The organism is Curtobacterium sp. MCPF17_001, from assembly GCF_003234615.1.
Classification (GTDB): Bacteria; Actinomycetota; Actinomycetes; order Actinomycetales; family Microbacteriaceae; genus Curtobacterium.
In genome coordinates this window covers 107,378-132,123 of the sequence record NZ_QKSL01000002.1, presented here as the reverse complement: position 1 = coordinate 132,123, position 24,746 = coordinate 107,378, and the positions used below count along the sequence as shown (strand labels likewise).

Here is a 24,746-nt window from a genome sequence, read left to right as displayed (position 1 = left end):
CGCACCACAGCTGCAACCGAAGGAACGCAATGTCCACTCTCGAAATCCGTGACCTGCAGGTCGCGATCGACACCGATCAGGGCGTCAAGGAGATCCTCAAGGGCGTCGACCTGACGATCAACGAGGGCGAGATCCACGCGATCATGGGGCCGAACGGCTCCGGCAAGTCGACCCTGGCGTACACGATCGCCGGTCACCCGCGCTACCACGTCACGGGCGGCTCGATCACCCTCGACGGCCAGGACGTCCTGGCGATGAGCGTCGACGAGCGTGCCCGCGCGGGCATGTTCCTCGCCATGCAGTACCCGGTCGAGATCCCCGGCGTCACCGTGTCGAACTTCCTCCGCACCGCCAAGACCGCGATCGACGGCGAGGCTCCGGCCCTCCGTGGCTGGATCAAGGACCTCCGCACCTCGATGGCTGACCTCAAGATGGACCCGGCCTTCGCCGAGCGCAACGTCAACGAGGGCTTCTCCGGTGGCGAGAAGAAGCGCCACGAGATCATGCAGCTCGAGTTGCTCAAGCCGAAGTTCGCCGTCCTGGACGAGACCGACTCCGGCCTGGACGTCGACGCGCTGAAGATCGTGTCCGAGGGCGTCAACCGTGCCAAGGGCGCGACCGGCCTCGGGGTGCTGCTCATCACGCACTACACGCGCATCCTCCGCTACATCCGCCCGGACTTCGTCCACGTGTTCGTCGCGGGCAAGATCGCCGAGCAGGGTGGCCCGGAGCTGGCGGAGCGCCTCGAGAACGAGGGCTACGACCGCTACGTGCAGGCCGCCGCTGCCGCACCGGCGGAGTGACGATGATCACCACACTGGCACCGCAGAAGTTCGACGAGGTCGTCGAGGGCCTGAAAGAGGTGCAGGACCCGGAGCTCGGCGTGAACATCGTCGACCTCGGCCTCATCTACGACCTGGCCTGGGACGACGAGGCGAGTGCGCTGATCATCAGCATGACGTTGACGAGCGCCGGCTGCCCGTTGACCGACGTCATCGAGAACGACACCGCGAACGCGCTGGACGGGATCGTCGACGCGTTCCGCATCAACTGGGTCTGGATGCCGCCGTGGGGTCCGGAGCGGATCACCGACGACGGTCGCGAGATGATGCGCGCACTCGGCTTCTCGATCTAGTCACGAGCGCGCGAGACGGACGGGAGGCCCGGTACCAGCTGGTACCGGGCCTCCCGTCCGTCGTCGTGTCCCGCCCTTGCTTCGTCGAAGTCGCACGAACTGCCGCCGCCATCGGCGCCGAGCGGCCACTTGTGCGACCTCGGCAGTCGGCTCGCGGCGTGTTGTGCGACCGCGGGACGCACCAGACGACGAGGGGCCCCGCACCGGATCGGTGCGGGGCCCCTCGTCGAGGTGCGCAGTGCGCTCAGCGCCGGCCGAGCGCCTTCCACGCCAGGGGCAGCACGCCGGCCGCGATGAGCGCCTTCGCGACGCCGCCGACGACGAACGGGTACAGGCCCGCCGCGAGGACCGACTGAAGGTCGTTCGGGGCCCCGAGGGCGCCGAGGGCGACGGCGAGGTACGGCAGGCCGGTGACGAAGGGGATCGCGCTCGCGAGCAGCATCGCCACCGCCGCGCGCCCGACCTTGCGGTCCCAGTTGCGACGCGCGAGCCACCCGACGAGCCCGGCGGCCGGGATGAAGCCGATGACGTACCCGAAGCTCGGCAGGGTGAGGGCGTGCAGGCCGCCCTGCGCGTCGGCGAAGAACGGCGCGCCGGCCAGTCCGACGACCGCGTAGACGAGCATCGACAGGACACCTCGGCGGGCACCGAGGGTCGCGCCGACGAGCACGACGGCGAGCGTCTGACCGGTCACGGGGACCGGCCACATCGGCACCTGGACCTGCGCCAGGACGGCGGTGAACAGCGCGCCGCCGGCGATCAGGGCCGCGTCGGTGGCGAGACCGTGCGTGCGCAGACGGTCGGCGAGGACTGCGCGGGGAGCGAACCCGGTGGCGTTCGTCATGGATTCTCCTAGAATGGACTGCTGGTCCTCTTCGGACCATCGGTCCCGTCAGCGTAGCGGTGCACCTCCCGCACACACCGTTGTGCACTTCCACCAACTGATTGGACCACCACTGTGCTTGCCGTGCACGACCTCGAGATCCGCGTCGGGGCTCGCCTCCTGATGGAGAACGTGTCCTTCCGCGTCGAGCGGGGTGACAAGATCGGCCTCGTCGGCCGCAACGGCGCGGGGAAGACCACCATGACCAAGGCCCTGGCGGGTGAAGCTGCCCCGACCGACGGCAAGATCGAGCGGTCGGGTGAGATCGGCTACCTGCCGCAGGACCCCCGTTCGGGCAACCCCGAGGACACCGCGCGCAAGCGCATCCTGGATGCCCGCGGGCTCGGCGAGCTCGTCGACGGCATCCGCAAGGCCACGCTCGACATGGCCAGCACGGACCCGGCGGTCGCCGAGAAGGCGATGAAGCGCTACTCGCGGCTCGACGACGAGTTCAACGCCCTGGGCGGCTACGCGGCCGAGGCGGAGGCGGCGTCGATCGCGTCGAACCTCAAGCTGCCGGACCGCATCCTCGACCAGCAGCTGAAGACGCTGTCCGGTGGGCAGCGGCGCCGCATCGAGCTCGCGCGGATCCTGTTCTCCGATGCGGACACGATGATCCTCGACGAGCCCACGAACCACCTCGACGCGGACTCCGTCGTGTGGTTGCGCGAGCACCTCAAGACCTACCCGGGCGGCGTGATCGTGATCTCCCACGACGTGGAACTCGTCGACGAGGTCGTCAACCGGGTCTTCTACCTGGACGCGAACCGCCAGGCGATCGACATCTACAACATGGGCTGGAAGCTCTACCAGCGGCAGCGTGCGGCCGACGAGGAGCGCCGTCGCAAGGAGCGGGCCGGTGCCGAGAAGAAGGCCGCGACGCTCAAGGACCAGGCTGCTCGGTTCGGCGCGAAGGCGTCGAAGGCGGCGGCGGCCCACCAGATGGTGGCGCGCGCCGACAAGCTGCTCGCGGGCCTCGAGGACGAGCGCGTCGCCGACCGGGTCGCGAAGATCCGCTTCCCCACCCCGGCTCCCTGTGGTCGCACGCCGCTGATGGCGGAGGGACTGTCGAAGTCCTACGGGTCGCTCGAGATCTTCGCGGGCGTGGACCTGGCGATCGACCGCGGTTCCCGCGTGGTCATCCTGGGCTTCAACGGTGCGGGCAAGACGACGCTGCTCCGCATCCTCGCCGGCGCGGACGCACCCGACACCGGCGAGATCCTGCCCGGGCACGGTCTGCGGATCGGGTACTACGCGCAGGAGCACGAGAACATCGACGTCAACCGCACGGTGATCGAGAACATGGTCTCGGCGTCGACGGACCTCAACGAGACCGAGGCGCGCCGCGTCCTGGGCTCGTTCCTGTTCACCGGCGACGACGGCTACAAGAAGGCCGGCGTGCTCTCCGGCGGTGAGAAGACGCGCCTGTCGCTCGCGATGATCGTCGTCTCGGGTGCGAACGTGCTGCTGCTCGACGAACCGACGAACAACCTCGACCCGGCGTCGCGCGAGGAGATCCTCAGCGCCTTGGCCGGCTTCGAGGGTGCCGTCGTCCTGGTGTCGCACGACGCCGGCGCGGTCGAGGCGCTGAACCCGGAGCGCGTGCTGCTCCTGCCGGACGGCACCGAGGACCACTGGAACAAGGACTACGCGGAGCTCATCGAGCTCGCCTGACGCGTGCGCGGACCGCGGATGCGGAACCGGGACGCAGACCGACGGGAGGCCCGTGGCGACACCGCCACGGGCCTCCCGTCGGTCTGGTCAGCCCGTCAGCGACCGGACGTGAGCAGTTCGTCCTCGATCTCGGCGTCGGACTTCGGCTTCGCGTCCTTGCGGCGCTGCCGGTCCAGGGCCCGCTCGCGCTCTTCCGGGTCGTCCTGGTTGAGGTTCCGGTACTCCTGCACCATCACGTACGCCAGGAAGCCGAAGCCCCCGACGGCGAACAGGAACCACTGGATGAAGTAGCTGAGGTGCAGGCCGGTGTCGGCGCTCGGGCGGTCCCAGCCGAGGGGCGCCCGCTCCGACGGGGCGGGCGTCTCGCTGTCGAGCTGGCCGTACGCGCCGGTCCAGATCGGGTGCCCGGCCTTGTCGGCGACGTCCGGCAGCGTGACGGACTGCACCTGGTCTGTGTCCGCCGGGTCGGTCCGGCCGGGGATGCGCGGCTCGGACTGCTGCAGCCGCACGACGACGGTGACGGTGCCCGTCGGGGGAGCCGGGATGTTGTCCGGGGCGTCCTGCCTGTTGCCGGTCGGCACCCATCCGCGGTCGACGACGAAGGCGCGACCCTCGGCGGTGACCAGGGGAGTGAGGACCTCGAACCCGGGCTGGCCGTTGTGCACGCGGTTGCGGACGAGGAGCTGGTGGTCGGTGTCGTACCGGCCGGTGACGCTCGCGCGCAGCCAGGTCAGGTCGTTGCTCCACGTCCCGGAACGGGGGAGCACCTGGTCGATCGGGATCGGGGCGTGGTCGTAGTTCGCAGCGATCTGGTCGTTCTGGCGGACGGCCTCGTTCCGACGGTCCCACTGCCACATGCCGAACAACGCGCAGACGACCGCGAACGCCACGGCGATGGCGAAGTAGCCGAGCCACCGACGGCTGCGGACGAAGTGCCAGCCGACGAAGGGCTCGGAGGGGCGATCGCCCTGATCGCCCTGATCGTCCGCAGTGGCGACGTCCGTCGTCACGTCGTTGCTCGCCTGCCGGATCCGGGCCGCGTGGCGCCGGCCGTACCGGGAGCCGGGGTCGAAGCCCTCGGTCATCGCCCGTCACCCGCGACGCGCGCGGTGGTGTCGTCGAGGTTCTCCACGTCGTCGTCGATGCCGGTCACGCGCACGGGGAACGAGCGCGACCGCAGGTAGTCGGCGAGGAAGTCGCAGTGGTCGTCGCAGGCGGCCCAGATCTTCACCCGGTCCTCCGCGTGGATGCGGGGGTTCCGCCAGTTCACCCGCCACGATGCCGTCGACGAGCAACCGGCCCGCGAACACACCGGCGTCGCGCCGGGTTCGGTGAACAGGTCGAAGGTCGATCCCATCAGCGGCGGCCGCCGTTCCGGGGCGACCAGACACGTGAGCGGTCACCGTTGCGCTGCCAGTCCTCCTGGGCGCGCTGGGCCTGGTCGCGCAGACGCTCCTGCTCGGCGCGGTAGGCCTGGGCTCGAGCCTCTTCCTGCTCGTCACGGAGGTGCGGGTCGACGGCGTCGTACAGCTCGATGGCACCACCCGGTCGGACCACGTCGCCACCGGTGCGGTTGCCCGCGTTCGCCAGCACGACCGCGACCCAGGGGACGACGGCGGCGGCGACGATGGGCAGGACGGCGATCCAGGAGTGCCATGCGCTCCAGATGAGCACGGCCGCGACGAAGCACACCACGCGGAAGGCCATCTGCCACACGTAGCGGGAGAGCCGGTGCGCACGGTCGATCTCCGGGTTGTCCGGGAGCGTCGTGATGTTCTGGGTCGACATCGGCTCCGCGATCACGTGTTCCGGCGCGGAACGCTGGAGCTGGATGCGCGGGCCGCTCGGGTTCTGCTGGTTCTTGCGGTTCATGCGGTGGGGTCTCCGTCTGCCGACCTCCAGTTTACGCCCGGGTACCGACATCCGGCCGGTGGTGCGGAGACCGGCCGTCGGGGGATGCGCACCGGTAGGCTCGTCCGGGCGTGTCCGGACCCGCGGGTCCTGGCGCGCCAGCGACCACCAGCGAACGGAGCGACCATGACCACCCCCCGTACCGTCCTCATCACCGGCGGCAACCGCGGCATCGGCCACGCGCTGGCCGTACGGTTCGTCGCAGCCGGTCACCGGGTGGCCGTCACGTCGCGCAGCGGTCAGGGCGGCCCCGAGGGCGCGCTCACCGTGCAGGCCGACATCACCGACACCGCCTCGGTGGACCGCGCCTTCACCGAGGTCGAAGCAGCGCTCGGGCCGATCGAGGTCCTGGTCGCCAACGCCGGCATCACGAACGACCAGCTGCTGCTCCGGATGTCCGAGGAGGACTTCACGAGCGTCATCGACACCAACCTGACGGGCACCTTCCGGGTGGTCAAGCGCGCGACCAAGGGGATGATGAAGGCGAAGTTCGGCCGCATCGTCCTGATGTCGAGCGTCGTCGGGGCGTACGGGCAGATCGGGCAGGTCAACTACGCGTCGTCGAAGGCCGCGCTGGTCGGGATGGCCCGGTCCATCACGCGCGAGCTCGGCTCCCGCGGCATCACCGCGAACGTCGTCGCACCGGGCTTCATCCAGACCGACATGACGGCGGCGCTCTCGGACGAGCTGCAGGCCGAGTTCAAGAAGGCGATCCCCGCGGCACGCTACGGCAGCGTCGACGACGTCGCGGACGCCACGCTGTTCCTGGCCGGCGACGGCGCGGGCTACATCTCCGGCGCGGTCATCCCGGTCGACGGCGGCCTGGGCATGGGCCACTGAGCAGCTGAGCAGCTGAGCAGCTGAGCAGCTGAGCAGCTGAGCCGCTGAGCAGCTGAGCCGCCGGAGTGGTGGCGGGAGTCAGCCGCGCAGACCGAGGGCCGCCAGCACGACGGACAGATCGCGGTCGACGACGGCGACGTCCGCCTCCGCGCGCACCCGGGGCTTGGCGTCGAACGCGACGGCGAGACCGGCGACCGCCATCATCGCGAGGTCGTTGGCGCCGTCCCCGACGGCGACCGTGCGGGCGAGCGGGACCCCGTCCGCCGCGGCCCAGGTCCGGAGCGTGTCCGCCTTGGCCTGCGCGTCGACGACCGCGCCCGCGACACATCCGGTGAGCACGCCGTCCTGCGTGTCCAGGCGGTTCGCCCGGCAGTGGTCGAGCGCGAGACCGGCTGCGAAGGGGTCGAGCACCTCGTGGAAGCCCCCCGACACGACGCCGACCGTCCCGCCCGCGGCGTGCACCCGGCGCACCAACTCGTCGGCTCCGCGCGTGACGCGGACGGCTTGCTGCGCACGCGTGAACGTGTCGACCGGGAGGCCCGCCAACGTCGCGACCCGCTCCCGGAGGCTCTCGGCGAAGTCGATCTCGCCGCGCATGGCACGCTCCGTCACCGCCTGGACCTGTGGCCGGGTCCCCGCCGCGTCGGCCAGGAGCTCGATGACCTCGTCCTCGAGCAGGGTCGAGTCGGCATCGAGGACGACGAGGAAACGGGGCACCCGACCACGGTAGCGGGGTCGGGTGTTCCGTGACGTCGTGCTGACACGACGAGCGGAGACTGCTCGCTCAGGCCTCGACGCGCACGCCCTTCCCGACGACGGTGATGCCCGAGTCGGTGACGGTGAACCCGCGGGCCTCGTCGGCCTCACGGTCGACGCCGACGTGTGCGCCCGGAGCGAGGACGACGTCCTTGTCGAGGATCGCCCGGTTCACGATCGCGCCGGCACCGATGGTCGCGCGCTCGAAGACGATCGAGTCGAGGACCTTCGCCTGCGAGTCGATCGTCGCCCAGGGGCCGATGACGCTGCGCTCGACCTGCGCTCCGGAGAGCAGGCAGCCGAGCGAGACGATCGAGTCGACGGTCGCGCCGGTGTTGCCGTTGGCGTCGCGGACGAACTTCGCCGGGGGCAGGTTCGTCTGCTGGTTGAAGATCGGCCAGTCCTGGTTGTACAGGTTGAAGACCGGGACCGGCGCGATGAGGTCCATGTGCGCGTCGAAGAACGAGTCGATCGTGCCCACGTCGCGCCAGTAGTACTTGTCGCGGTCGTTGGACCCGGGCACCTCGTTGCGCTGCAGGTCGTACACACCGGCGTCGCCGCGTGCGACGAAGTCCGGGATGATGTCGCCGCCCATGTCGTGGTCGGACGACTCGATCTGGCCGTCGCGGAGCACCGCGTCGACCAGGGCGTCGGCGTCGAAGACGTAGTTGCCCATGGACGCCAGGACCTCGTTCGGCGAGTCCGGCAGACCGGTGGCGTCCTTCGGCTTCTCGAGAAACGCCTCGATGCGTGTCGGGTCCGCGTCGTCGACCTTGATGACGCCGAACTGGTCCGCGAGCTCGATCGGCTGGCGGATCGCCGCGACGGTGGCGCTGCGTCCGGAGGCGATGTGCGCCTCCACCATCTGGGAGAAGTCCATCCGGTACACGTGGTCGGCGCCGACCACGACGACGATGTCCGGCCGCTCGTCACGCATCAGGTTCAGGGACTGCAGGATCGCGTCGGCGGAGCCGGCGAACCACCGCTTGCCGAGCCGCTGCTGTGCGGGGACGGAGGCGACGTAGGAGCCGAGCAGCCCCTCCATGCGCCAGGTCTGGGAGACGTGCCGGTCGAGTGAGTGCGACTTGTACTGCGTCAGGACGACGATGCGCTGGAGCCCGGAGTTGACCAGGTTCGACAGCGCGAAGTCCACGAGGCGGAAGTTCCCACCGAACGGCACGGCCGGTTTCGCGCGGTCCGCGGTGAGCGGCATGAGTCGCTTGCCCTCGCCGCCGGCCAGGACGATGCCGAATACCTTCTTCGTTGCCATGTCGCTCACAGTAGGCGTCAGCACTGGGAAACCGTTACCTTGAACCCGTGCGAGTCGATCTACTGACCAGGGAGTATCCGCCGGAGGTCTACGGCGGTGCCGGAGTCCATGTTGCCCAGCTGACCGCGGCGCTGCGGTCGGGGACCGACACCGACGTGCGCGTCCGGGCGTTCGGCGGGTTCCGTGACGAACAGGGCGTGTGGGCCTACCGCACCCCGGCGGGCCTCGAACAGGCCAACGGCGCGCTGCAGGCGCTCGGCACCGACGTGCAGATCGCGGCCGACGTCGAGGGTGCCGACCTCGTGCACTCGCACACCTGGTACGCGAACTCGGCCGGGCGCCTGGCGCAGCTGACGCACGGCATCCCGCACGTCGTCACGGCACACAGCCTCGAGCCGCTCCGTCCGTGGAAGGCCGAGCAGCTCGGCGGCGGGTACCGCCTGTCCAGCTGGATGGAACGCGAGGCGTTCACGAACGCGGACGGTGTCGTCGCGGTGTCGAAGGCGATGCGTGCGGACATCCTCCGCTCGTACCCGTCGATCGACCCGTCCCGCGTGAAGGTCGTCTACAACGGCATCGACATCGACGACTGGGCTCCCGACCGCGACGACGACGCGGTCCGCGCGCTCGGCATCGACCCGGACCGCCCCAGCGTGGTCTTCGTCGGTCGCATCACCCGCCAGAAGGGCCTGCCCTACCTGCTCCGCGCGGTGGCGTCGCTGCCCGAGGACGTCCAGGTCGTGCTGTGCGCCGGCGCGCCCGACACACCCGAGATCCTCGCCGAGGTCACGGGGCTGGTCGAGGACCTCCGGACCCGTCGGAACGGCGTGATCTGGATCGACCGGATGCTCGAGCACCGCGAGATCGTGCACGTCCTGTCGAGCGCGACCGTGTTCGTCTGCCCGTCGATCTACGAGCCGCTCGGCATCGTGAACCTCGAGGCCATGGCCTGCGGGATCCCGGTCGTCGGCACGAAGACCGGCGGGATCCCCGAGGTCGTCGCCGACGGCCTCACCGGGCGCATCGTCCCGATCGACCAGGCGACCGACGGCACGGGTACCCCCACGGACCCGGACCGGTACGTCGCCGACCTCGCCGCGACCCTCAACGAGGTGCTCGACGACCTCGGGCTCGCCAAGCTGATGGGCCGCGCCGGCCGGCTCCGCGTCGAGAGCGAGTTCACCTGGGGCGCCATCGCCACGAAGACCCGCGCCGTGTACGACGAGGTGCTCGCCGGGCGCTGACCGCGTCTCGTCGACTGACGGCCTGGAGGCCCGGTGCCGGTCCCCGAGACCGGCACCGGGCCTCCCGTCCGTCACCCCTGGACAGCCGGGCGCGCGGCGCTGACGGGGGAGCCGACCGCGCTCGTCTAGGCTGGCGGCATGCCCTCGGTCGTGCGCTTGTCAGACGTCTCCGTGGTCCGTGACGGGTCCACCATCCTCGACGGGATCTCGTGGGAGGTGCAGGACGACGAGCGCTGGGTGGTGCTCGGCGCGAACGGTGCCGGCAAGACCACGCTGCTGCAGGTCGCGGGTGCGCAGACCTTCCCGACCTCCGGCGACGTCGAGGTCCTCGGGACCGGACTCGGCGGCGCCGACCTGTTCGAACTCCGCCCCCGGATCGGCTTCGCGTCGACCGCCCTGGCGCGTCGCATCCCGATGACCGAGAAGGTCATCGACGTGGTCCTGACGGCCGCGTACTCGGTCACCGGCCGGTGGAACGAGGAGTACGAGGAGCTCGACGTCCGCCGTGCCCAGCGCGTGCTCGAGGAGTGGGGCCTCGGCGCCTTCACCGAGCGCAGCTTCGGGGAGCTCAGCGACGGCGAGCAGAAGCGGGTCCAGATCGCCCGTGCGGTGATGACCGACCCCGAGGTGCTGTTCCTCGACGAGCCGGCAGCGTCGCTCGACCTGGGCGCCCGCGAGAGTCTGGTGCGGACGCTCGGCGGCTACGCGCAGAGCCAGGACTCGCCGGCGATCGTCATCGTCACCCACCACGTCGAGGAGATCCCGGCTGGCTTCACCCACGCGCTCGTCCTCGCCGACGGCCACGTGCAGTCCGCCGGTCCGATCGCCGAGGTACTGACCGCGGAGACGCTCTCCGCGGCGTTCGGTGTCGAGCTCACGGTGTCCCAGGACGCCGGACGCTGGACCGCCCGCGCCGTCTGATCCGCCGGGGCCCGACTCCGGCCGGCCGCGACACGGCTCCGGACGCTCCCGATCAGGGCCGTGGTCTGGTAACGTGGTCCGCTGGCGTAGGCCACACGACTTCCCATCTTCCGTCATCGCGATCCACCGAGGAATCCCCATGAAGACCGAAACCCACCCCGAGTACCGCGCCATCGTCTTCCGCGACCTGGCTTCCGGTGAGACGTTCCTGACGCGTTCGACCGCGAACAGCGACAAGACCATCGAGCTCGACGGTGCGACCTACCCGGTCATCGACGTCGAGATCTCGTCCGCCTCGCACCCGTTCTACACGGGCAAGCAGCGCATCCTCGACTCGGCCGGCCGCGTCGAGAAGTTCAACCAGCGCTTCAAGGGCTTCAGCAAGTAAGCAGCTCTGCTCCCTCTGGGAGTTCGAACGGGCGGTCCTCCTGCGGGAGGGCCGCCCGTTTTGCGTCCGGTCAGGTCGTCGTCTGCACCGTGGCGGCGGCTGCGAGCCCGATGAGCTCCTCACCGGCCATGACCCCGCGCGCCTGCGTGACGACGAGGTTCGGTGCCGTCCACCCCACCGCGTTCAGCTCGCCGTGGGCCGGGCGGATCGCGACGTCCGCCCAGGCCAGCATCTCCCGGTCGAGCAGCGAGTCGCCCGCGGCGATCGTGCGGGTCGCTCCGGTGCGCTCGGCGACGGCCGCCAGGGCCCGTTCCTTCCGGATCGGCACCGGGACCGCGTAGAGCTTCCGCCCCTGCACGGACACCCGCCACCCGAGGTCGGTGAGTTCGGCCGCGAAGGCCTCCACGGCGGCATCGGGCAACTCGGCCCGCTCGACGATGGCGTACACGAAGAGGTCCTCGGCGCGCCGCGTGCGGAGGACGGCACCCTCGGGCAGCGCCGCGGCCAGGCGGTGCTCGACCTCGGGGAGCGGTGCCGACGTCGCCGCGATCTCCTCGCGGAGCGTGGCGGTCCAGGACTCGTCCGGTGTGCCGTCGTGCAGCACGACCGCGCCGTTCGTCGTGACGGCCCAGCCGGACGTCGGCAGCGGCAGACGGATCCGCTGGAACTGTGCGACCGTGCGGGTGGTCACCGGGACGACGACGGACGTCTCCGCCAGCGCCGCGAGTGCACGCTCCGCCGTGCGGGTCATGAACGACAGCGGCAGGCCCTGGTACACCTCGGTGACGACGAGCGAGGGTGCGTCCTCGTCGGGGCCGTCGAGCATGAGCGCGGCGGCGGAGTAGACGACGGTGCGGTCGAGGTCGAACCCGACGAGCGCGCTCACGCGACGCTCCCGGTGGTGCCGGCAGCGGTCCCGGTGTCCGACACGCGACTGCCGAGCGGGTGGATGAGCCCCACGCAGCTGTAGGACAGCTCGGGGCGGGTCACGACGGGCACGCTGCGCTCACGGGCCAGCGCGACGACGTGCGCGACGTCGACGTCCTCCGGGTCGCGCACCAGGACCTGCCACGGCACGCGGCGGAGCAGCACCCGGGTGGTCTCGCCGACCCCCGGCTTGACCAGGTGCAGGTCGGTGATGCCGTACTCGGCACCGATCGCCTCGACGGTCCGCATGCCACGCCAGTCGACGGCCCGTGACGCCGGTCCGGCGTCGGCTGCCACGGCGGCGTCGACTCGGGGACGGACGGCGCTGAACCGGTCGGCGATGGTGGCGACGAACGAGCGGGAGTGATCGCGGGGACCGAGCTCCCGGTACTGCTTCGCACCGTGCAGCGTGCCCTCCGGGGTCCAGGCACGGTTGAACACGGTGCGGGACACCAGCCCGGACACGGTGGAGTTGAGGCAGGCCGACGGCACCAGGTAGTCGTCGCGGGTGCCGTGCAGCGGGGTGCAGCCGGCCGGGTCGGCGAGGACCGCGAGTCCGTCGCCGAAGCGCACGCCGTCGGAGGCCGCGAACCGGTCAAGCGCGTCGGTCAGCTCGCGCGTGATGGCGCCCTTGCCCGTCCACCCGTCGACGAAGACGACCTGGGACGCGTCGTGGTGCGCGGCGAGCCAGCGGAGGGCCGTCTCGTCGATGCCGACCCCGCGGACGATGCTCGCCGTGTAGTGCTGCAGCCGGACACCGCGCTGCTGCTCGGCCCACCGGCGCATCAGGATCCCGACGGGCGTCCCGGCGCGCGCGAGCGAGACGAGCACCGCGTCCGGCCGGTCGAGGAGGACCAGGTCCGTGACGATCCCGACCGCCTCCGCGATCCGCTCCGCCGACCGCGTGAGGGCCTCCCGGTACAGCTCCTCGTAGGACTCCGACGGCACGTACTCGACGGGCAGCGACTCCGCGTAGTTGGCGCCCTCGAGCTGGATGGCGCGTTCCCGGTCGGCGGTGTCGGCCTCGAGGGCGGCGTCGGCGAGGTCCTGCAGCAGCCAGGTCACCTCGTCCGGCTCGTACGACCCGAAGGACGGCCCGGTGAGCGGACGGGGCGAGGACGCGGCAGCACCGGCGGGTTCGAGGGCGCTGTCCACGAGCAGCACCCGGGGCGTCACGGTGGCCAGGACGTCGAGCAGGCCGTCGGGACCCTCGAGCGACGATCGTCCGGTCCCCGGCTCGGGGACGACGACGACCGCGTCGAAGCCGTGCACGTTGTACGCGTACCGCTCGCCGGGACCGTCGACCGTGACGTCGTGGGACCGGTGCCGGATGCCGGACCGGATCGGCCAGGCCGGGGCGTCGAACACCGCGACGGGGGAGCGGGTGCTCGTCGAGGACCGGACGTCCGCCGTCGTCCGACGGCGGAGTGCGTCCGCGACGGCGAGCGGCGTCGCCATGTGCTCCTCGGTCCCGAGGACCAGGACCCGGTCCGGCACCCGGCCGGACGTGTCGGTCAGGACCCGGGCGAGGTCGGCCGCGATGCCCTCGACGTCGGTCCGCGGGGTGCGGACGCGTGCGGCGGGCGTCCCGGTGCGGTCGACGGCGGTCGGCGGGGCGGCGACGACGGTGACCGCGTCGGGACGGGAGGCGCGTGCCGGGCCTGGTGCGGGCCTCCCGTCCGCGGTCGGTCCGCTGTCGAGCGCCGTCGTGCTGTCCGGCGTCGTCGTGGTGAGGGGCGCCGCACCCGAGGCGACGAGCTCCGCTGCCGTGACGGTGAGACCGTCCGGGAGGGAGACGCGGCCGCGTCCGAGGGCGACGACCGCGACGGGCGCGCCGAGCTCGGTCGCGAGGGCGTCGGTGGCGGCGACGTCCTCGTCGGAGCGGAGGTCGACGAGCGCGGCGACGACCCACTGTCGCTGCGGTGCGACGGCGTGCAGGGCGCGGATCGTGGCGCGGGCCGTCGCTCCGGTGCTCAGCTCGTCGTCGACCAGGACCACGGTGCCGTCGGCGGGCAGCCAGTCGTCCTCCGCGGGCAGCAGGCGGTGCGCCGTGGCGTGCGAGTGCGCCTCGTCGAAGCCGGCGGCCGGCGTCGCCCCGGGCGGGTCGTGGCGCGTCGAGTGCAGGTACCCGGCGCCGAGGGACTCGGCGACCGTCGCGCCGAGGGCGGTCGCGGTCTCGGCGAACCCGAGGACGAGGACGTCGGGGAGGGTCGGCCGGACCGCGGCCAGGTCGGTGCGGAGCGTCGTCGCGGCTCGGTGCAGGGCGTCGGACCCGTCGCCCGCAGCGTCGGTCGCCTGCTGGCGGTCGAGCACGGCCCGGAGGCGCGCGGCGGCTCCGGCGTCGAGCCGCGCACCGCCGTCCAGGACGTCGGCGACCCGGGCGCCGAGCGCCTCACCGGCGAGGAGCGCGACCGCGGGCACGGTCGGGACGTGCTTCGCGAGCACGGTGGAGACGAGCAGGTGCGCCCGTCGGGGGTTCCGACGGAGTGCGAGCCGGACGAGCGACGCCAGCGGCACGCCGGGTGCGGTGGGCACGATCGGCGCGTCGGTCAGGACCACGCCGAGCTCCTCCGGGCTCGGCAGGGCGGCGTCCGGCGTCGCGGTCGTCGAGGTGGTCGTGGTCACGGGAGGCTCCGCTCGAGCAGGTCGACGTAGGTCACGTCCGGGGTGGCCACACCGAACGCCCGGGCGCGGAGCATGGTCCGCTCCGCCCAGGCGTGGTGCGGTTTCATCTCGTTCATCTTGTTGCCGTAGCGGGAGGCGGCCACCCCACCCGTGGCGTTCGCGAGCACGTCGGACGCGTCGGAGAACTCCTCGTCGCTGACCACCGACATCGCGTGGACGAGGGGAACGTGGCGCGGGTGGATGACGGTCTTGCCGGTCAGGCCGTTCGCGCGGTCGAGGGTGACCTCGCGGAGGAGCCCGTCGAAGCCCTCCAGGAGCAGCTGCCGACGGAGTCTGAGGTCCCCGGCCTCCTGGAACGGCGTGGTGCGCAACTGCGTGCGGAACACCCGGTCGGAGTCGGGGTAGTGCTCCCACACCGGCCCGGCGACCACGAAGCCGTCCCGCGCCCGACCGAGGACGTTGACCACGTCGCCGATCACGGACGCCAACACCTGCACGTCGTACACGGTCAGGTGCGAGGGACGCCGGAGGCCGTACACGCTCGACAGGTCCGTCGCCCCGATGCGCACCGCCAGGACGTCGTCCCGTCGTTCGAGCAGCAGGTCGTGGACGTCGGCCAGGGCCTCGGTGCGCGACTCACGGTGCATGATCGCGGGGGACTCGAGGATCGGCATCACGAGCAGACGGCGGCCGGGTGCCCGACCCTCGTTCGCGGCGTCGAGGACCTCGAACCACGCGGCGCCGGCACCGTCGGGGTCCTCGAACTTCGGCAGCACGATCCCGGCCAGGACGTCGAGCGCCCGACTGCCGAAGCGGTCGAGCAGCCGTGCGAAGTGCTCCGGCGTCCGGACCCGGAGGAACAGCTGCGGCAGCGTCGCCGTGTCGAGCTCCTCAGCGAGGGTCCGCAGCGCGGCCTCGACGTTCGCCTCGGCCGTGGGGAGGTCGTCGTCGGCGACCGAGTCCTCCAGGCAGAGGACGATCGACCCCGCGCCGAGCTCCGTCTGCCGTCGGACGTCACGCACCAGGTCCGGCCGGATCCCCGGCGTGTACAGGGTCGCCCCGAGTGCCACCGCGCGGAGGTCCTGCGGGCTGTCCCGCGTCACGTCCTCGGGTGGTCGGAGGAAGAGCGGTTCCTGATCGGCGATGTTGGCGAAGTGGCGCACGGATCAGACTCCGACGGTCGGGGCGGACAGGACGAACCCGAACGCGGCGAACACGTCGCCGTCGTGGGTGGCCCTGGGGAACGGCTCGGCGCGGAGCTCGAGTTCACCGTCGATGACGGAGAGCGCCAGGATCGTGGTGGTGTCCGGGTCTCCGGGGGCGATCGCGAGGGTGGTGCCGTCGTGCAGGGCGACGACGAGCCGGTCCGGTCCGCGACCCATCACGAGTGCCCGCCGCAGTTCGCGGACGTGGCGGAGGGCGATCAGGACGTCGGAGCCGTCGTAGCCGACCAGGGGGCGGTTGCCGCGCGTGGACACGGCGCGTCCGGCCGTCGCGCCGTCCGCGGTCGCAGCGCCGACGACGTGGTCCACCGACTCCCACGCAGCACTCGTCGAACCGGTGATCCGGAGTGCTCCGACGGCAGAGCGGCGACGGTCGATGCGGACCACCGGGTCCTCGGGTCCGAGCACGCGGACGTCGCGGGGGTCCGGAGCGGGGAACGGTCGGATCCGGGAGGTCCGTTCCCGCAGTCGACGTGCGACACGGTCGGAACGGGGCGGGGTCGCGCCGGCGGCGGCCGCGGAGGCCGACGGTGCGGTCGAGCTGCGCTGCGCCGACGTCCGGACCGCCGACGGTGCGGGCTGCCGCCCGGAGGACAGGCTCAGCCCGCCGCCGGAGCTGGCGGGCGCGGCCGGTGCCGACGCCAGGGGCGGTCCGGCGGGCGGGGTCGGGCGGCGGAGCGGCACGCCGGGCGTGGCGGTGGTGCCCGACGTGGTGGCGGTGCCGGACGTGGCGGCGGTCGGGCGGGCCTCCTGGCCGGGCGGGGTCGGGCGGACGCGACGGCGGAGGAACGGGTGCCCCGTCGTCATCGCGCGCGGCCGATGCCGTGGTCGGTGCGGAGGCCGGTCAGACCCGTCGTGTACCCCTGGCCGACAGCGCGGAACTTCCACTCCGACCGGTGGCGGTAGAGCTCGCCGAGGATCACCGCGTCGATCAGGTGGTTCCGCTCCGACGGCAGCGGGAACGCGACGAGTTCGCGACCGTCGGGCGCGCAGACGCGGACCGACATCGACCGGACCGAGCCGAGGTCCTTCGGGGACCGCGGGTCAGGGTCGAGGTAGACCGCGAAGACGATCTTGTCGACGGCATCCGGGACCGAGGCGAAGTCGACGTCGATCTCCTCCTGGTCGGACTCGGCCAGGTACCGGACGGACGCGTCGGCGCTCTCGATCTGGTTGAAGAAGACGAGGTCCTCGTCGGAGAGGACGTGCCCGTCCGGGCCGCAGACGATCGCCACCGGGACGAGCTCGGCCGAGGGCCCGCGGCTGGCGATCTGGTCCCAGTGGATGCCGACGACGACCGCGGTGAGGCCGGGGTTCTCGGCGGTCAGCGCAGCGTTCGCTCCCGGGACGAGCTGCCCGGTCACGAGTTGGCTCCGCGGAGGCGCAGGCCCTCGTCGCCGTCGCCCAGTCGGTCCCGCAGGAACCGGCCGTGCGAGGAGAGTTCGGCGATGGCACCGCTCCTGATCTGTTCGTGCATGTCCTCCACCGTCTCCGCGACGACGTCGAGTTGGCCGGCGAGGGTCGCCGTGGCGGCGCTCACCGGCGTGCGGTCCGCCGCGGGCAGCGAGCGGTACGTCCGGACGGGCGTGGGCAGGTAGTCGTTCACGATGGCCTGGAAGAGGTACCGCTGCTCGGTCGAGGCGCCACGCGCGATGACGGTGCCGGCGGCCTCCCGGAGGAGGTCCTCGACGTGTCGGACGCGCGAGGAAACGACGGTCGGCAGATCGGCTCCGGCCGCGCGCACGATGGTCCGGAGGTCGTCGAGCCCGGCCGCGGCTGCAGCGTCGTCGGCCGCGCCACCTGAACCGCGGACGTCGATGCGGGCCGCTGCAGCAGCTGCGGCCGACGACGGCGTCTCGGCGTCCGGGTCGGGCACCCGCCGGTCCTGGTCGTCGTCGTCGCGGCCGAACAGCGCGCGCAGGCGATCACGCACGGCAGCCGACCGCAGGGGTCATCGCGTGACCGATCGGGGGTCGTCGTCGGTCTGGCGGGCGCGCTCCAGGTACGGCTTGGCGCGCTGGATGCCGGACTCGAGCGCCGACACGGTGGAGGACATGTTCTGCGCCGCCTGCGAGCGGAACGAGTCGATCGCGTCCATCGTCTGGAACACGTTGTCGAACGCCTTCTGCAGGGTCTCGACGCTGACACCGGAGTTCGTCGCCTGCTCGTGGATCCGCGTGGTCTGGTCACGCAGCATCTCGCTGGTCTGCAGGATCATCGCGTTCGTGGTGTTGTTCACCGCGTCGATCTGGTCGAGGACCATCTTCTGGTTCGCCAGGGCCTGGGCCACGACGACGGCCGTCCGGAGCGCCGCGATCGTCGTGGTGCGGGCGCGCTCCACACCCTTGATGAGCTCCGTGTTGTTCTTCCGGACCAGGTCCATCGCCAGGTAGCCCTGCACCGACACGGCCAGCTGGGTCAGGATGTCCTGGTGGCGCTGCCGCACCGGGAACAGCACGTCGGACTCGAGCTTCTGCGCTTCGTCGACGCGGCCACCGTTCCGCAGGCTCTCGATCTTGGTGACCGTCGCCGCGTCCAGGGCCTTCGCGAACACCGCGTACTCGCTCAGCTGCTGCATGGTCTCCCACAGCTGGACCTTCTCGTCGGCGAGCGTCGCGTTGTCCTTGCGGAGCTCGTCCTGCCCGGCCATCAGGGACTTGATGATGTGGTCGAGCTGGGTCTGCGCGGACTCGTAGCGCTGGAAGTACTTCGCCAGCTTGTTGCCGCCCGGGATCATGCCGAGGATCTTCCGGCCGGTGCTGAGGTCGGCCGCGTTGGGCGTCAGGTCCTCGACCGTGGACCGCAGGTCGCCGAGCGTGGTGGCGACCTTGACCTGCGTGCCGTCCCCGGTCCGCTTGGCGCCGGCGACCGACGACTGGGAGCGCTCGAGCATGCGCGAGGAGAACCCGCCGGACCGTGCGATCTCGGATCCGGCGATCGCGTTGATGCCGTCCACCTTCTCGGTGAACGCGGGGGACCGCGGGTCGAGTCGGGCGACCTCATCGACGAACTCCCGCGCCTGGGCCGCGATCTGCGCCTGCCGGTCCGCGTCCACCGGCACCATGCCCGGAGCGTCGTCCGGGGTGACGACCTCGGCAGCGTCGGCAGCACGCAGGACGAGGGCGTCCTGCGACGGGTCGGTGGGCTCCGGCGGAGCGAGCGGTCCGGGCATCGGTGGTCTCCTGTGACGAGGTGGAACTGCTGGGTGCTGCTGGGTGCTGCTGGTCTTGCGCTGGGTCAGCTGAGGTTGACGCCGAAGTCCGTCGCGACGCCGGCGAGACCGGACTGGTAGCCCTGGCCGACCGCGCGGAACTTCCACTCGGCGCCGCTGCGGTAGATCTCCGAGAAGATCATCGCGGTCTCGGGTGCGGCGTCCTCGGAGAGGTCGAACCGGACGATCTCGGCGCCGTCCTGGTCGAGCACACGGGAGTACGCGCTGCGGACCTGGCCGAAGTTCTGCCGACGAGCCTCGCCCTGGTCGATCGAGACCACGACGACGACACGGTCCACGTCGGCCGGCAGGCTCTGCAGGTCGATGGCGATCTGCTCGTCGTCACCGTCGCCCTGACCGGTGCGGTTGTCGCCCTTGTGCTCGACGGATCCGTCGGCGCTCTTGGGCTGGTTGTAGAAGATGAAGTCGGCGTCCGAGCGCACCTTGCCGTCGGGACCGACCAGGAGCGCCGACGCGTCGAGGTCGAACGCCTCGCCGGCCGTGGTGCGCGGGTCCCAGCCGAGGCCGACGGTTGCCACGGTGAGCCCGGGGCTCGTCTTCGTGAGGGAGAGGTTGCCGCCCTTGCTGAGGGAGAGTCCGGCCATGATCGGGTCCTTTCGGTTGTGGGGGAGGGAGGTCGTCTGACCGTCAGTCGAGGACGACGCCGTAGTCGGTCGCGACGCCGCGGAGGCCGGTCGCGTAGCCCTGGCCGACCGCGCGGAACTTCCACTCGCCGTCGTACCGGTAGATCTCGGCGAAGATCATGCCGGTCTCCGACGCGGCGTCCTCGGTGAGGTCGAAGCGGACGACCTCGTTGCCGGTCTCGTCGTTGACGACCCGGCAGAAGGCGCCACGCACCTGCCCGAAGTTCTGGTGGCGGGCGTCGGCCTGGTCGATGGTGACGACGATGACCACCCGGGCGACGTCGGCGGAGACGAGGTCGAGGTCGATGAGGATCTGCTCGTCGTCGCCGTCACCCTCGCCGGTGCGGTTGTCACCCTGGTGGACGACCGAACCGTCGACGGACTGCAGCTGGTTGTAGAAGATGAAGTCGTCGTTCGAGCGGACCTTGCCGTTCGCACCGACCAGCAAGGCCGAGGCGTCGAGGTCGAACTGCTCGCCGGCCGTCGTCCGCGGATCCCAGCCGAGGCCGATCATGGCGCGTCGCAGCCCCGGGTCGGTCTTGGTCAGGGAGAGGTTGTTGCCCTTCGAGAGCGAGAGGGTCGCCATCGGTCGTCCTTCCGTCTGGTGGGGTGCCGTCAGAGCGCGGCGGCCGCGGGACCGACGAGGTCCTGCACCGTCCGGCCGTCGGCACGTTCGCCGATCGCCGTGAAGGTCCATCCTGCTCCGGTGCGGGACACCTTCGCCATCACCATCGCGGTGTGCTGGCCGGAGTCGGTCAGCTGGTAGCGGGCGACCTCGGGCGCACCGGCGGTCGAGTCGTCGACCACCCGGCAGAACGCGTTCTGCACGTTGTCGAACGTCTGCCGGCTGTAGCTGCTGATGACGAAGACGATCTGCTGCACGGCGCCGTGCACCGCGCTGAGGTCGATGCGGATGACCTCGTCGTCGCCGTCGCCCTCACCGGTGAGGTTGTCACCGGTGTGCTGCGCCGAGCCGTCCTTGCTGCGGAGCTGGTTGAACCAGACGTAGTCGACGGGCTGGCCGTCGGCGCCGAAGAAGACCGCCGAGGCGTCGAGGTCGACGTCCGCGGACTTCTTGCCGCCGAACAGGCCGCGCTTCGTCGCCACGGCGTCCCACCCGAGACCGAGACGGACGCGCGTCAGTGCGCTGCCGTCGGTCTTCGTGAGCGAGAGCGCCTGGCCCTTCTGGAGGCTGAGACCCATTGCGGTGAACCCTTCGTCGGTGGTGCAGTCGTCGCGACCGTCAGGAGGCGACGGCTGCGTGGTCGTCTGCCGGCTCGTGGTCGCCGGCCTTGCGCTTGTTGCGGACCACCGAGGAGATGAACGCGGCGAGGATGAAGACGACGCCGATGAGGCCGGTGACGACCTCGTTCACCTCGGTGGTGATCGTGACGAGCAGGATCGCCGCGAGAGCACCGATCGCCCAGTGCGCCCCGTGGTCGAGGTACTCGAACTCGTCCAGCGTGCCCTGTCGGACCAGGAAGACGGTGAGAGAACGCACGAACAGGGCACCGATCAGGCCGAGACCGAGCGCGATGATGATCGGGTCGGCGGTGATCGCGAAGGCGCCGATGACCCCGTCGAACGAGAACGACGCGTCGATGACCTCGAGGTAGAGGAACAGCAGGAACGCGGCCTTGCCGGCGACGTTGCCGACGCGGCGCTTGTTGCTGATGCGGTTCGCCTCGGCGACCATCTCGCCGGTGCTCTCGAACGAGTTGCCGTCGTCCTCCGGGTCGTCGACGTCGAACAGCCCGCCGAGTCCGGTGACCAGGAAGTACGTGACGAGGCCGGCGATGCCCGCGATGAGGACCGTCGACTGGTGCTCGCCGGCGGTGGTGCCCGCGACGGCCAGCAGCACGAGGGCGACGATGACGTTGACCATCGGGAGCTTGCCGATGAAGAGCAACGGGCGCTCGAGCCAGCGCAGCCAGAGGATGTCGCGCTCCTCGAACATGAAGTCCAGGAAGATCATCAGCAGGAACATGCCGCCGAAGGCCGCGATCTGCGGGTGCGCTTCGTGGAGCAGGTACGCGTACGTGCCGGGCTCGTCGATCGGCCCCTTCTCGAGCGCGAGCTGCACGGCCTCGACCGGGTTCAGCGACGCCGTGACGCCGACGATGAGCAGCGGGAAGAGCACGCGCATGCCGAAGACGGCGATGACGATGCCCACCGTCAGGAACATCTTCTGCCAGAACGGGTTCATCCGCTCGAGGATGCGGGCGTTGACGACCGCGTTGTCGAAGCTGAGGCTGATCTCGAGCACGCCGAGGATCGCGGTGATGATGACCGCGCTCCATCCGCCGTAGACCAGCGCGATGGCCAGTGCGAGCACGGTGATGGCCAGGGACCACCCGAAGGTCTTCAGGAACACGTGCGCGGATCTCCCCTTGAGCGGTGCAGGCGGTGCCTGCAGTGCGGTCGTCGAGGGGACGGCGCGATCCGGCCCTCCCCCTCTCGGAATGCTACATGCTCGGGGCCGAGTGCCGTCGGGGCCAGCGGCCGTCGGCGGTGAACGAGGGGTCGCGCTTGCCCCGCATGTAGTCCTGGAACGACGCAGCCTGCTCGGAGCACCACGTCACCTGCTTGCGGTGCAGTTCTTCGGCACTGATGCCGAGTTCGTCGGGGTACTTGGCGGCGATCGCCTGCGCGACCCGACCGGCGGCGATCGCGTCGGCACCTGCGTCGTGCGCGTCGTCGAGCTGCACGCCGTAGAGCTGCGACGCCACCTCGAGCGTCCGCTTGCCCTTCCGGTAGGTGTCGAGCGCCTTGTCCATCACCAACGGGTCGACCACGTTGCCGATCACGGGGGAGGCGATCCCGTGGCGCTTGGCCTCCCGGTCGAGCAGCGTCAGGTCGTAGGGGGCGTTGTAGATCACCAGCGGGATGCCGCGGGCGAACACGGCCTCGACCGCGGCGACGATCTCGGCCACGACCTCGCCGGCCGGGCGTCCGTCGGCACGGGCGCGTTCGGTCGTGATGCCGTGCACCGCCGCGGCCTGCTCGGGGATCTCGACGCCGGGGTCGGCGAGCCAGCTGCCCTCGACGATGGAGCGGCCGGTCATGTCGATGAGGCCGACGTGTGCGCTGACGATCCGCGCGGTCTCGACGTCGATCCCGGTCGTCTCGAGGTCGAACACCCCGAGCGCGTGCCACCACGGTCGGGTGGTCAGGTCCTGCGGGGGCCGGGTCGCCGGGTCGAGCGCGGCAGCGGGGGAGGTCACGCGGTCAGGCTAGCCAACGGCACCGACAGCCCCGCGAGGCGCGCTCGCGTTCTCCGCACCCCGACCGACGTGCAGCCAGTAGAACGCCTGCGTGCCGAGCGTCAGCGTCACGGTGCCCTCGGCGTCGAAGGACGGGAACGCGCCGCCACCGAAGAGGTCCACCAGCGGCCGGCCCGCGTACTCGGGCGCGGTGATCGTCACCGAGGTCGGGTTGTGCGCGAACGAGAACACGCACAGCACGTCCTCGGCGCTCGGCCCGAACTGCTGGTCCGAGCCGGAGCCCGCCCAGGACCGGACGAACGCCAGCACGCTGTCGTTCGAGGTCTGCTGCACGGCGATCGACCCCATGCCGAACACCGGGTGCGCCTTCCGCACGTGGATGACGTTGCGGATCCAGTGCAGCAGGGAGCGCGACTGCGCCAGCTGGGCCTCGACGTTCACCTGGGCGTAGTTGAACACCAGGGACTGCACGACGGGCAGGAAGAGCTTGCCCGGGTCGGCGGACGAGAACCCGGCGTTGCGGTCCGGGGTCCACTGCATCGGCGTGCGCGACGAGTCGCGGTCCGGCAGCCAGATGTTGTCGCCCATCCCGATCTCGTCGCCGTAGTACAGGAACGGCGAGCCGGGGAGTGAGAACAGCAGCGCGTGCACGAGCTCGAGTTCGGCGCGCGAGTTGTCCAGCAGCGGTGCGAGCCGTCGCCGGATGCCGATGTTCGATCGCATCCGCGGGTCGTAGCCGTACCAGCCGTACATCGCCTGCCGGTACTCCTCGCTCACCATCTCGAGGGTGAGTTCGTCGTGGTTGCGGAGGAACACACCCCAGGCCGCGGTCTCCGGCACGTCGAGCGTCTCGGAGAGGATCGCCTGCAGCTCCTTGGCGTGCTGGGCCCGCAGCGAGTAGAAGATGCGCGGCATCACGGGGAAGTCGAAGGCCATGTGGCACTCGGGTTCCTCGTCGGTGCCGAGGAACGCAGCGGTCTCCCGGGGCCACTGGTTCGCCTCCGCGATGAGCACACGACCGGGGTACTCGTCGTCGATCATCGTGCGGAGCTTCTTGATCCACTCGTGCGTCTCCGGCTCGCCCTCGCCGTTGCCCTCCTCCGACTGGAACAGGTACGGGATCGCGTCCAGGCGCAGGCCGTCGACGCCGAGGTCCAGCCAGTGCCGGACGACGTCGTACACGGCCTCGACCACGGCCGGGTTCTCGTAGTTGAGGTCCGGCTGGTGGGAGAAGAACCGGTGGAAGAAGAACTGGCGTCGGACCGGGTCGAAGGTCCAGTTGGACTCCTCGGTGTCGACGAAGATGACGCGGATGTTGGAGTACTCCTCGTCGGTGTCCCGCCAGACGTAGAAGTCGCCGTAGGGGCCGTCCGGGTCCTCGCGCGACTGCTGGAACCACTCGTGCTGGTCGCTCGTGTGGTTGATGACCATGTCGATGACGATGCGCATGTTGCGCTCGTGCGCCTTCGTGACGAGTTCGCGGAACTCGTCGAGGGTGCCGAACTCGGGCAGGATCGCCTTGTAGTCGGAGATGTCGTAGCCACCGTCGCGCAGCGGTGAACGGAAGAACGGCGGCAGCCAGAGGGCGTCGACGCCGAGCCACTGCAGGTAGTCGAGCCGACTGATCAGGCCCTGCAGGTCTCCGGTGCCGTCGCCGTTCGAGTCGACGAACGAGCGGATCATGCACTCGTAGAACACCGAACGCTTGTACCAGAGCGGGTCGAGGGTCAGTCCGGGCTGCTGGATCGGGGCTGTGAAGGACACCGTGCTCCTCGGAGGTCGTGGCGGCCTCCAGAGCAGGAGGGCCGCCCCGGACACGCTAGCCGGGCGACCCCCGACGCGCACACCACGTCGCCGGGGACGTTCCCTA

The 24,746-nt window shown here is 70.9% G+C and carries 26 protein-coding genes; 7 read left to right on the top strand and 19 right to left on the bottom strand.

All coding sequences use genetic code 11. From position 1 onward, the window contains the following. Positions 1-29 precede the first annotated feature (29 nt). Positions 30-803, top strand: coding sequence for a Fe-S cluster assembly ATPase SufC (gene sufC, locus DEJ24_RS02785; RefSeq protein WP_111043735.1), 774 nt, complete (start codon positions 30-32; stop codon positions 801-803). A gap of 2 nt (positions 804-805) precedes the next feature. Next, the gene (locus DEJ24_RS02780; RefSeq protein ID WP_110902238.1) at positions 806-1,135 is read left to right on the top strand and encodes a metal-sulfur cluster assembly factor; all 330 of its coding nucleotides are present in this window, start codon (positions 806-808) and stop codon (positions 1,133-1,135) included. A 244-nt stretch (positions 1,136-1,379) separates the two neighbouring features. Here DEJ24_RS02780 and DEJ24_RS02775 read toward each other — a convergent pair whose 3' ends face one another. Further along, entirely contained in the window at positions 1,380-1,979 is a 600-nt protein-coding gene (locus DEJ24_RS02775; RefSeq protein WP_111077192.1) for a biotin transporter BioY, read from the bottom strand. Positions 1,980-2,093: 114 nt separating this feature from the next. Between DEJ24_RS02775 and DEJ24_RS02770 the strand changes: the two genes are divergently transcribed. Then, a complete protein-coding gene (locus tag DEJ24_RS02770; RefSeq protein WP_111077191.1) occupies positions 2,094-3,692 on the top strand; it encodes an ABC-F family ATP-binding cassette domain-containing protein in 1,599 nt (532 codons plus the stop codon). 95 nt (positions 3,693-3,787) lie between these two features. Here the strand turns inward: DEJ24_RS02770 and DEJ24_RS02765 are convergent, their stop codons facing one another. Genes DEJ24_RS02765 through DEJ24_RS02755 form a run of 3 tightly spaced genes read right to left on the bottom strand, consistent with a single transcriptional unit; the run spans position 3,788 to position 5,564 of the window. Continuing rightward, positions 3,788-4,777, bottom strand: coding sequence for an SURF1 family protein (locus DEJ24_RS02765; protein ID WP_111077190.1), 990 nt, complete (start codon positions 4,775-4,777; stop codon positions 3,788-3,790). Then, positions 4,774-5,049 carry a hypothetical protein gene (locus DEJ24_RS02760; RefSeq protein ID WP_111077189.1) on the bottom strand — a complete coding sequence of 92 codons (276 nt, stop codon included), beginning with the start codon at positions 5,047-5,049 and terminating at the stop codon, positions 4,774-4,776. Before DEJ24_RS02760 ends, DEJ24_RS02765 begins: the two co-directional genes overlap by 4 nt. Beyond that, positions 5,049-5,564 carry a DUF3099 domain-containing protein gene (locus tag DEJ24_RS02755; RefSeq protein WP_220034000.1) on the bottom strand — a complete coding sequence of 172 codons (516 nt, stop codon included), beginning with the start codon at positions 5,562-5,564 and terminating at the stop codon, positions 5,049-5,051. Before DEJ24_RS02755 ends, DEJ24_RS02760 begins: the two co-directional genes overlap by 1 nt. A gap of 165 nt (positions 5,565-5,729) precedes the next feature. On the opposite strand from DEJ24_RS02755, the gene fabG reads away from it, so the two are divergent. Beyond that, positions 5,730-6,443, top strand: coding sequence for a 3-oxoacyl-ACP reductase FabG (fabG, locus tag DEJ24_RS02750; RefSeq protein WP_111043732.1), 714 nt, complete (start codon positions 5,730-5,732; stop codon positions 6,441-6,443). 78 nt (positions 6,444-6,521) lie between these two features. Here fabG and serB read toward each other — a convergent pair whose 3' ends face one another. After that, positions 6,522-7,160, bottom strand: coding sequence for a phosphoserine phosphatase SerB (serB, locus tag DEJ24_RS02745; RefSeq protein WP_111077188.1), 639 nt, complete (start codon positions 7,158-7,160; stop codon positions 6,522-6,524). Between the two features lie 67 nt (positions 7,161-7,227). Beyond that, the gene (gene glgC / locus DEJ24_RS02740) at positions 7,228-8,469 is read right to left on the bottom strand and encodes a glucose-1-phosphate adenylyltransferase (RefSeq protein WP_110902493.1); all 1,242 of its coding nucleotides are present in this window, start codon (positions 8,467-8,469) and stop codon (positions 7,228-7,230) included. 47 nt (positions 8,470-8,516) lie between these two features. Between glgC and glgA the strand changes: the two genes are divergently transcribed. The 3 genes from glgA (at position 8,517) to DEJ24_RS02725 (ending at position 11,022) form a co-directional block, all read left to right on the top strand. Then, a complete protein-coding gene (gene glgA, locus DEJ24_RS02735; protein WP_110902245.1) occupies positions 8,517-9,713 on the top strand; it encodes a glycogen synthase in 1,197 nt (398 codons plus the stop codon). Between the two features lie 138 nt (positions 9,714-9,851). Beyond that, the gene (locus DEJ24_RS02730) at positions 9,852-10,634 is read left to right on the top strand and encodes an ABC transporter ATP-binding protein (protein WP_110902246.1); all 783 of its coding nucleotides are present in this window, start codon (positions 9,852-9,854) and stop codon (positions 10,632-10,634) included. Between the two features lie 139 nt (positions 10,635-10,773). Next, positions 10,774-11,022 carry a type B 50S ribosomal protein L31 gene (locus tag DEJ24_RS02725; protein ID WP_071275272.1) on the top strand — a complete coding sequence of 83 codons (249 nt, stop codon included), beginning with the start codon at positions 10,774-10,776 and terminating at the stop codon, positions 11,020-11,022. 70 nt (positions 11,023-11,092) lie between these two features. Here DEJ24_RS02725 and DEJ24_RS02720 read toward each other — a convergent pair whose 3' ends face one another. From DEJ24_RS02720 to treS, 13 genes are all read right to left on the bottom strand, one after another. Continuing rightward, positions 11,093-11,908, bottom strand: a complete 816-nt coding sequence (locus DEJ24_RS02720) for an HAD family hydrolase (protein WP_111077187.1) — start codon at positions 11,906-11,908, stop codon at positions 11,093-11,095. Further along, entirely contained in the window at positions 11,905-14,574 is a 2,670-nt protein-coding gene (locus DEJ24_RS02715) for a phosphoribosyltransferase (RefSeq protein WP_258374698.1), read from the bottom strand. Before DEJ24_RS02715 ends, DEJ24_RS02720 begins: the two co-directional genes overlap by 4 nt. Beyond that, on the bottom strand, positions 14,571-15,737 hold the full coding sequence (locus DEJ24_RS02710; protein ID WP_111077186.1) for an HpcH/HpaI aldolase/citrate lyase family protein: 1,167 nt from the start codon (positions 15,735-15,737) through the stop codon (positions 14,571-14,573). Before DEJ24_RS02710 ends, DEJ24_RS02715 begins: the two co-directional genes overlap by 4 nt. 3 nt (positions 15,738-15,740) lie before the next feature. Then, positions 15,741-16,604, bottom strand: coding sequence for a hypothetical protein (locus DEJ24_RS16735; RefSeq protein ID WP_111077185.1), 864 nt, complete (start codon positions 16,602-16,604; stop codon positions 15,741-15,743). Beyond that, entirely contained in the window at positions 16,601-17,161 is a 561-nt protein-coding gene (locus DEJ24_RS02700) for a TerD family protein (protein ID WP_111077184.1), read from the bottom strand. Before DEJ24_RS02700 ends, DEJ24_RS16735 begins: the two co-directional genes overlap by 4 nt. Next, positions 17,158-17,730, bottom strand: coding sequence for a hypothetical protein (locus DEJ24_RS02695; RefSeq protein WP_111077183.1), 573 nt, complete (start codon positions 17,728-17,730; stop codon positions 17,158-17,160). Before DEJ24_RS02695 ends, DEJ24_RS02700 begins: the two co-directional genes overlap by 4 nt. 18 nt (positions 17,731-17,748) lie before the next feature. Then, positions 17,749-18,969: a toxic anion resistance protein gene (locus DEJ24_RS02690; RefSeq protein WP_110902252.1), complete on the bottom strand. Its 1,221-nt coding sequence runs from the start codon at positions 18,967-18,969 to the stop codon at positions 17,749-17,751. A gap of 65 nt (positions 18,970-19,034) precedes the next feature. Then, positions 19,035-19,613, bottom strand: a complete 579-nt coding sequence (locus tag DEJ24_RS02685; protein ID WP_110902253.1) for a TerD family protein — start codon at positions 19,611-19,613, stop codon at positions 19,035-19,037. A gap of 43 nt (positions 19,614-19,656) precedes the next feature. Continuing rightward, complete coding sequence (locus tag DEJ24_RS02680; RefSeq protein ID WP_110902254.1) at positions 19,657-20,238, bottom strand: TerD family protein; 582 nt, start codon at positions 20,236-20,238, stop codon at positions 19,657-19,659. 29 nt (positions 20,239-20,267) lie between these two features. Then, positions 20,268-20,855, bottom strand: coding sequence for a TerD family protein (locus DEJ24_RS02675; protein ID WP_110902255.1), 588 nt, complete (start codon positions 20,853-20,855; stop codon positions 20,268-20,270). 40 nt (positions 20,856-20,895) lie between these two features. Beyond that, a complete protein-coding gene (locus DEJ24_RS02670; protein WP_110902256.1) occupies positions 20,896-22,026 on the bottom strand; it encodes a DUF475 domain-containing protein in 1,131 nt (376 codons plus the stop codon). A 91-nt stretch (positions 22,027-22,117) separates the two neighbouring features. Next, a complete protein-coding gene (locus tag DEJ24_RS02665) occupies positions 22,118-22,876 on the bottom strand; it encodes a 3'-5' exonuclease (protein ID WP_375334684.1) in 759 nt (252 codons plus the stop codon). 9 nt (positions 22,877-22,885) lie between these two features. Then, entirely contained in the window at positions 22,886-24,640 is a 1,755-nt protein-coding gene (treS, locus tag DEJ24_RS02660; RefSeq protein ID WP_111077182.1) for a maltose alpha-D-glucosyltransferase, read from the bottom strand. Between the last annotated feature and the right edge of the window lie 106 nt (positions 24,641-24,746).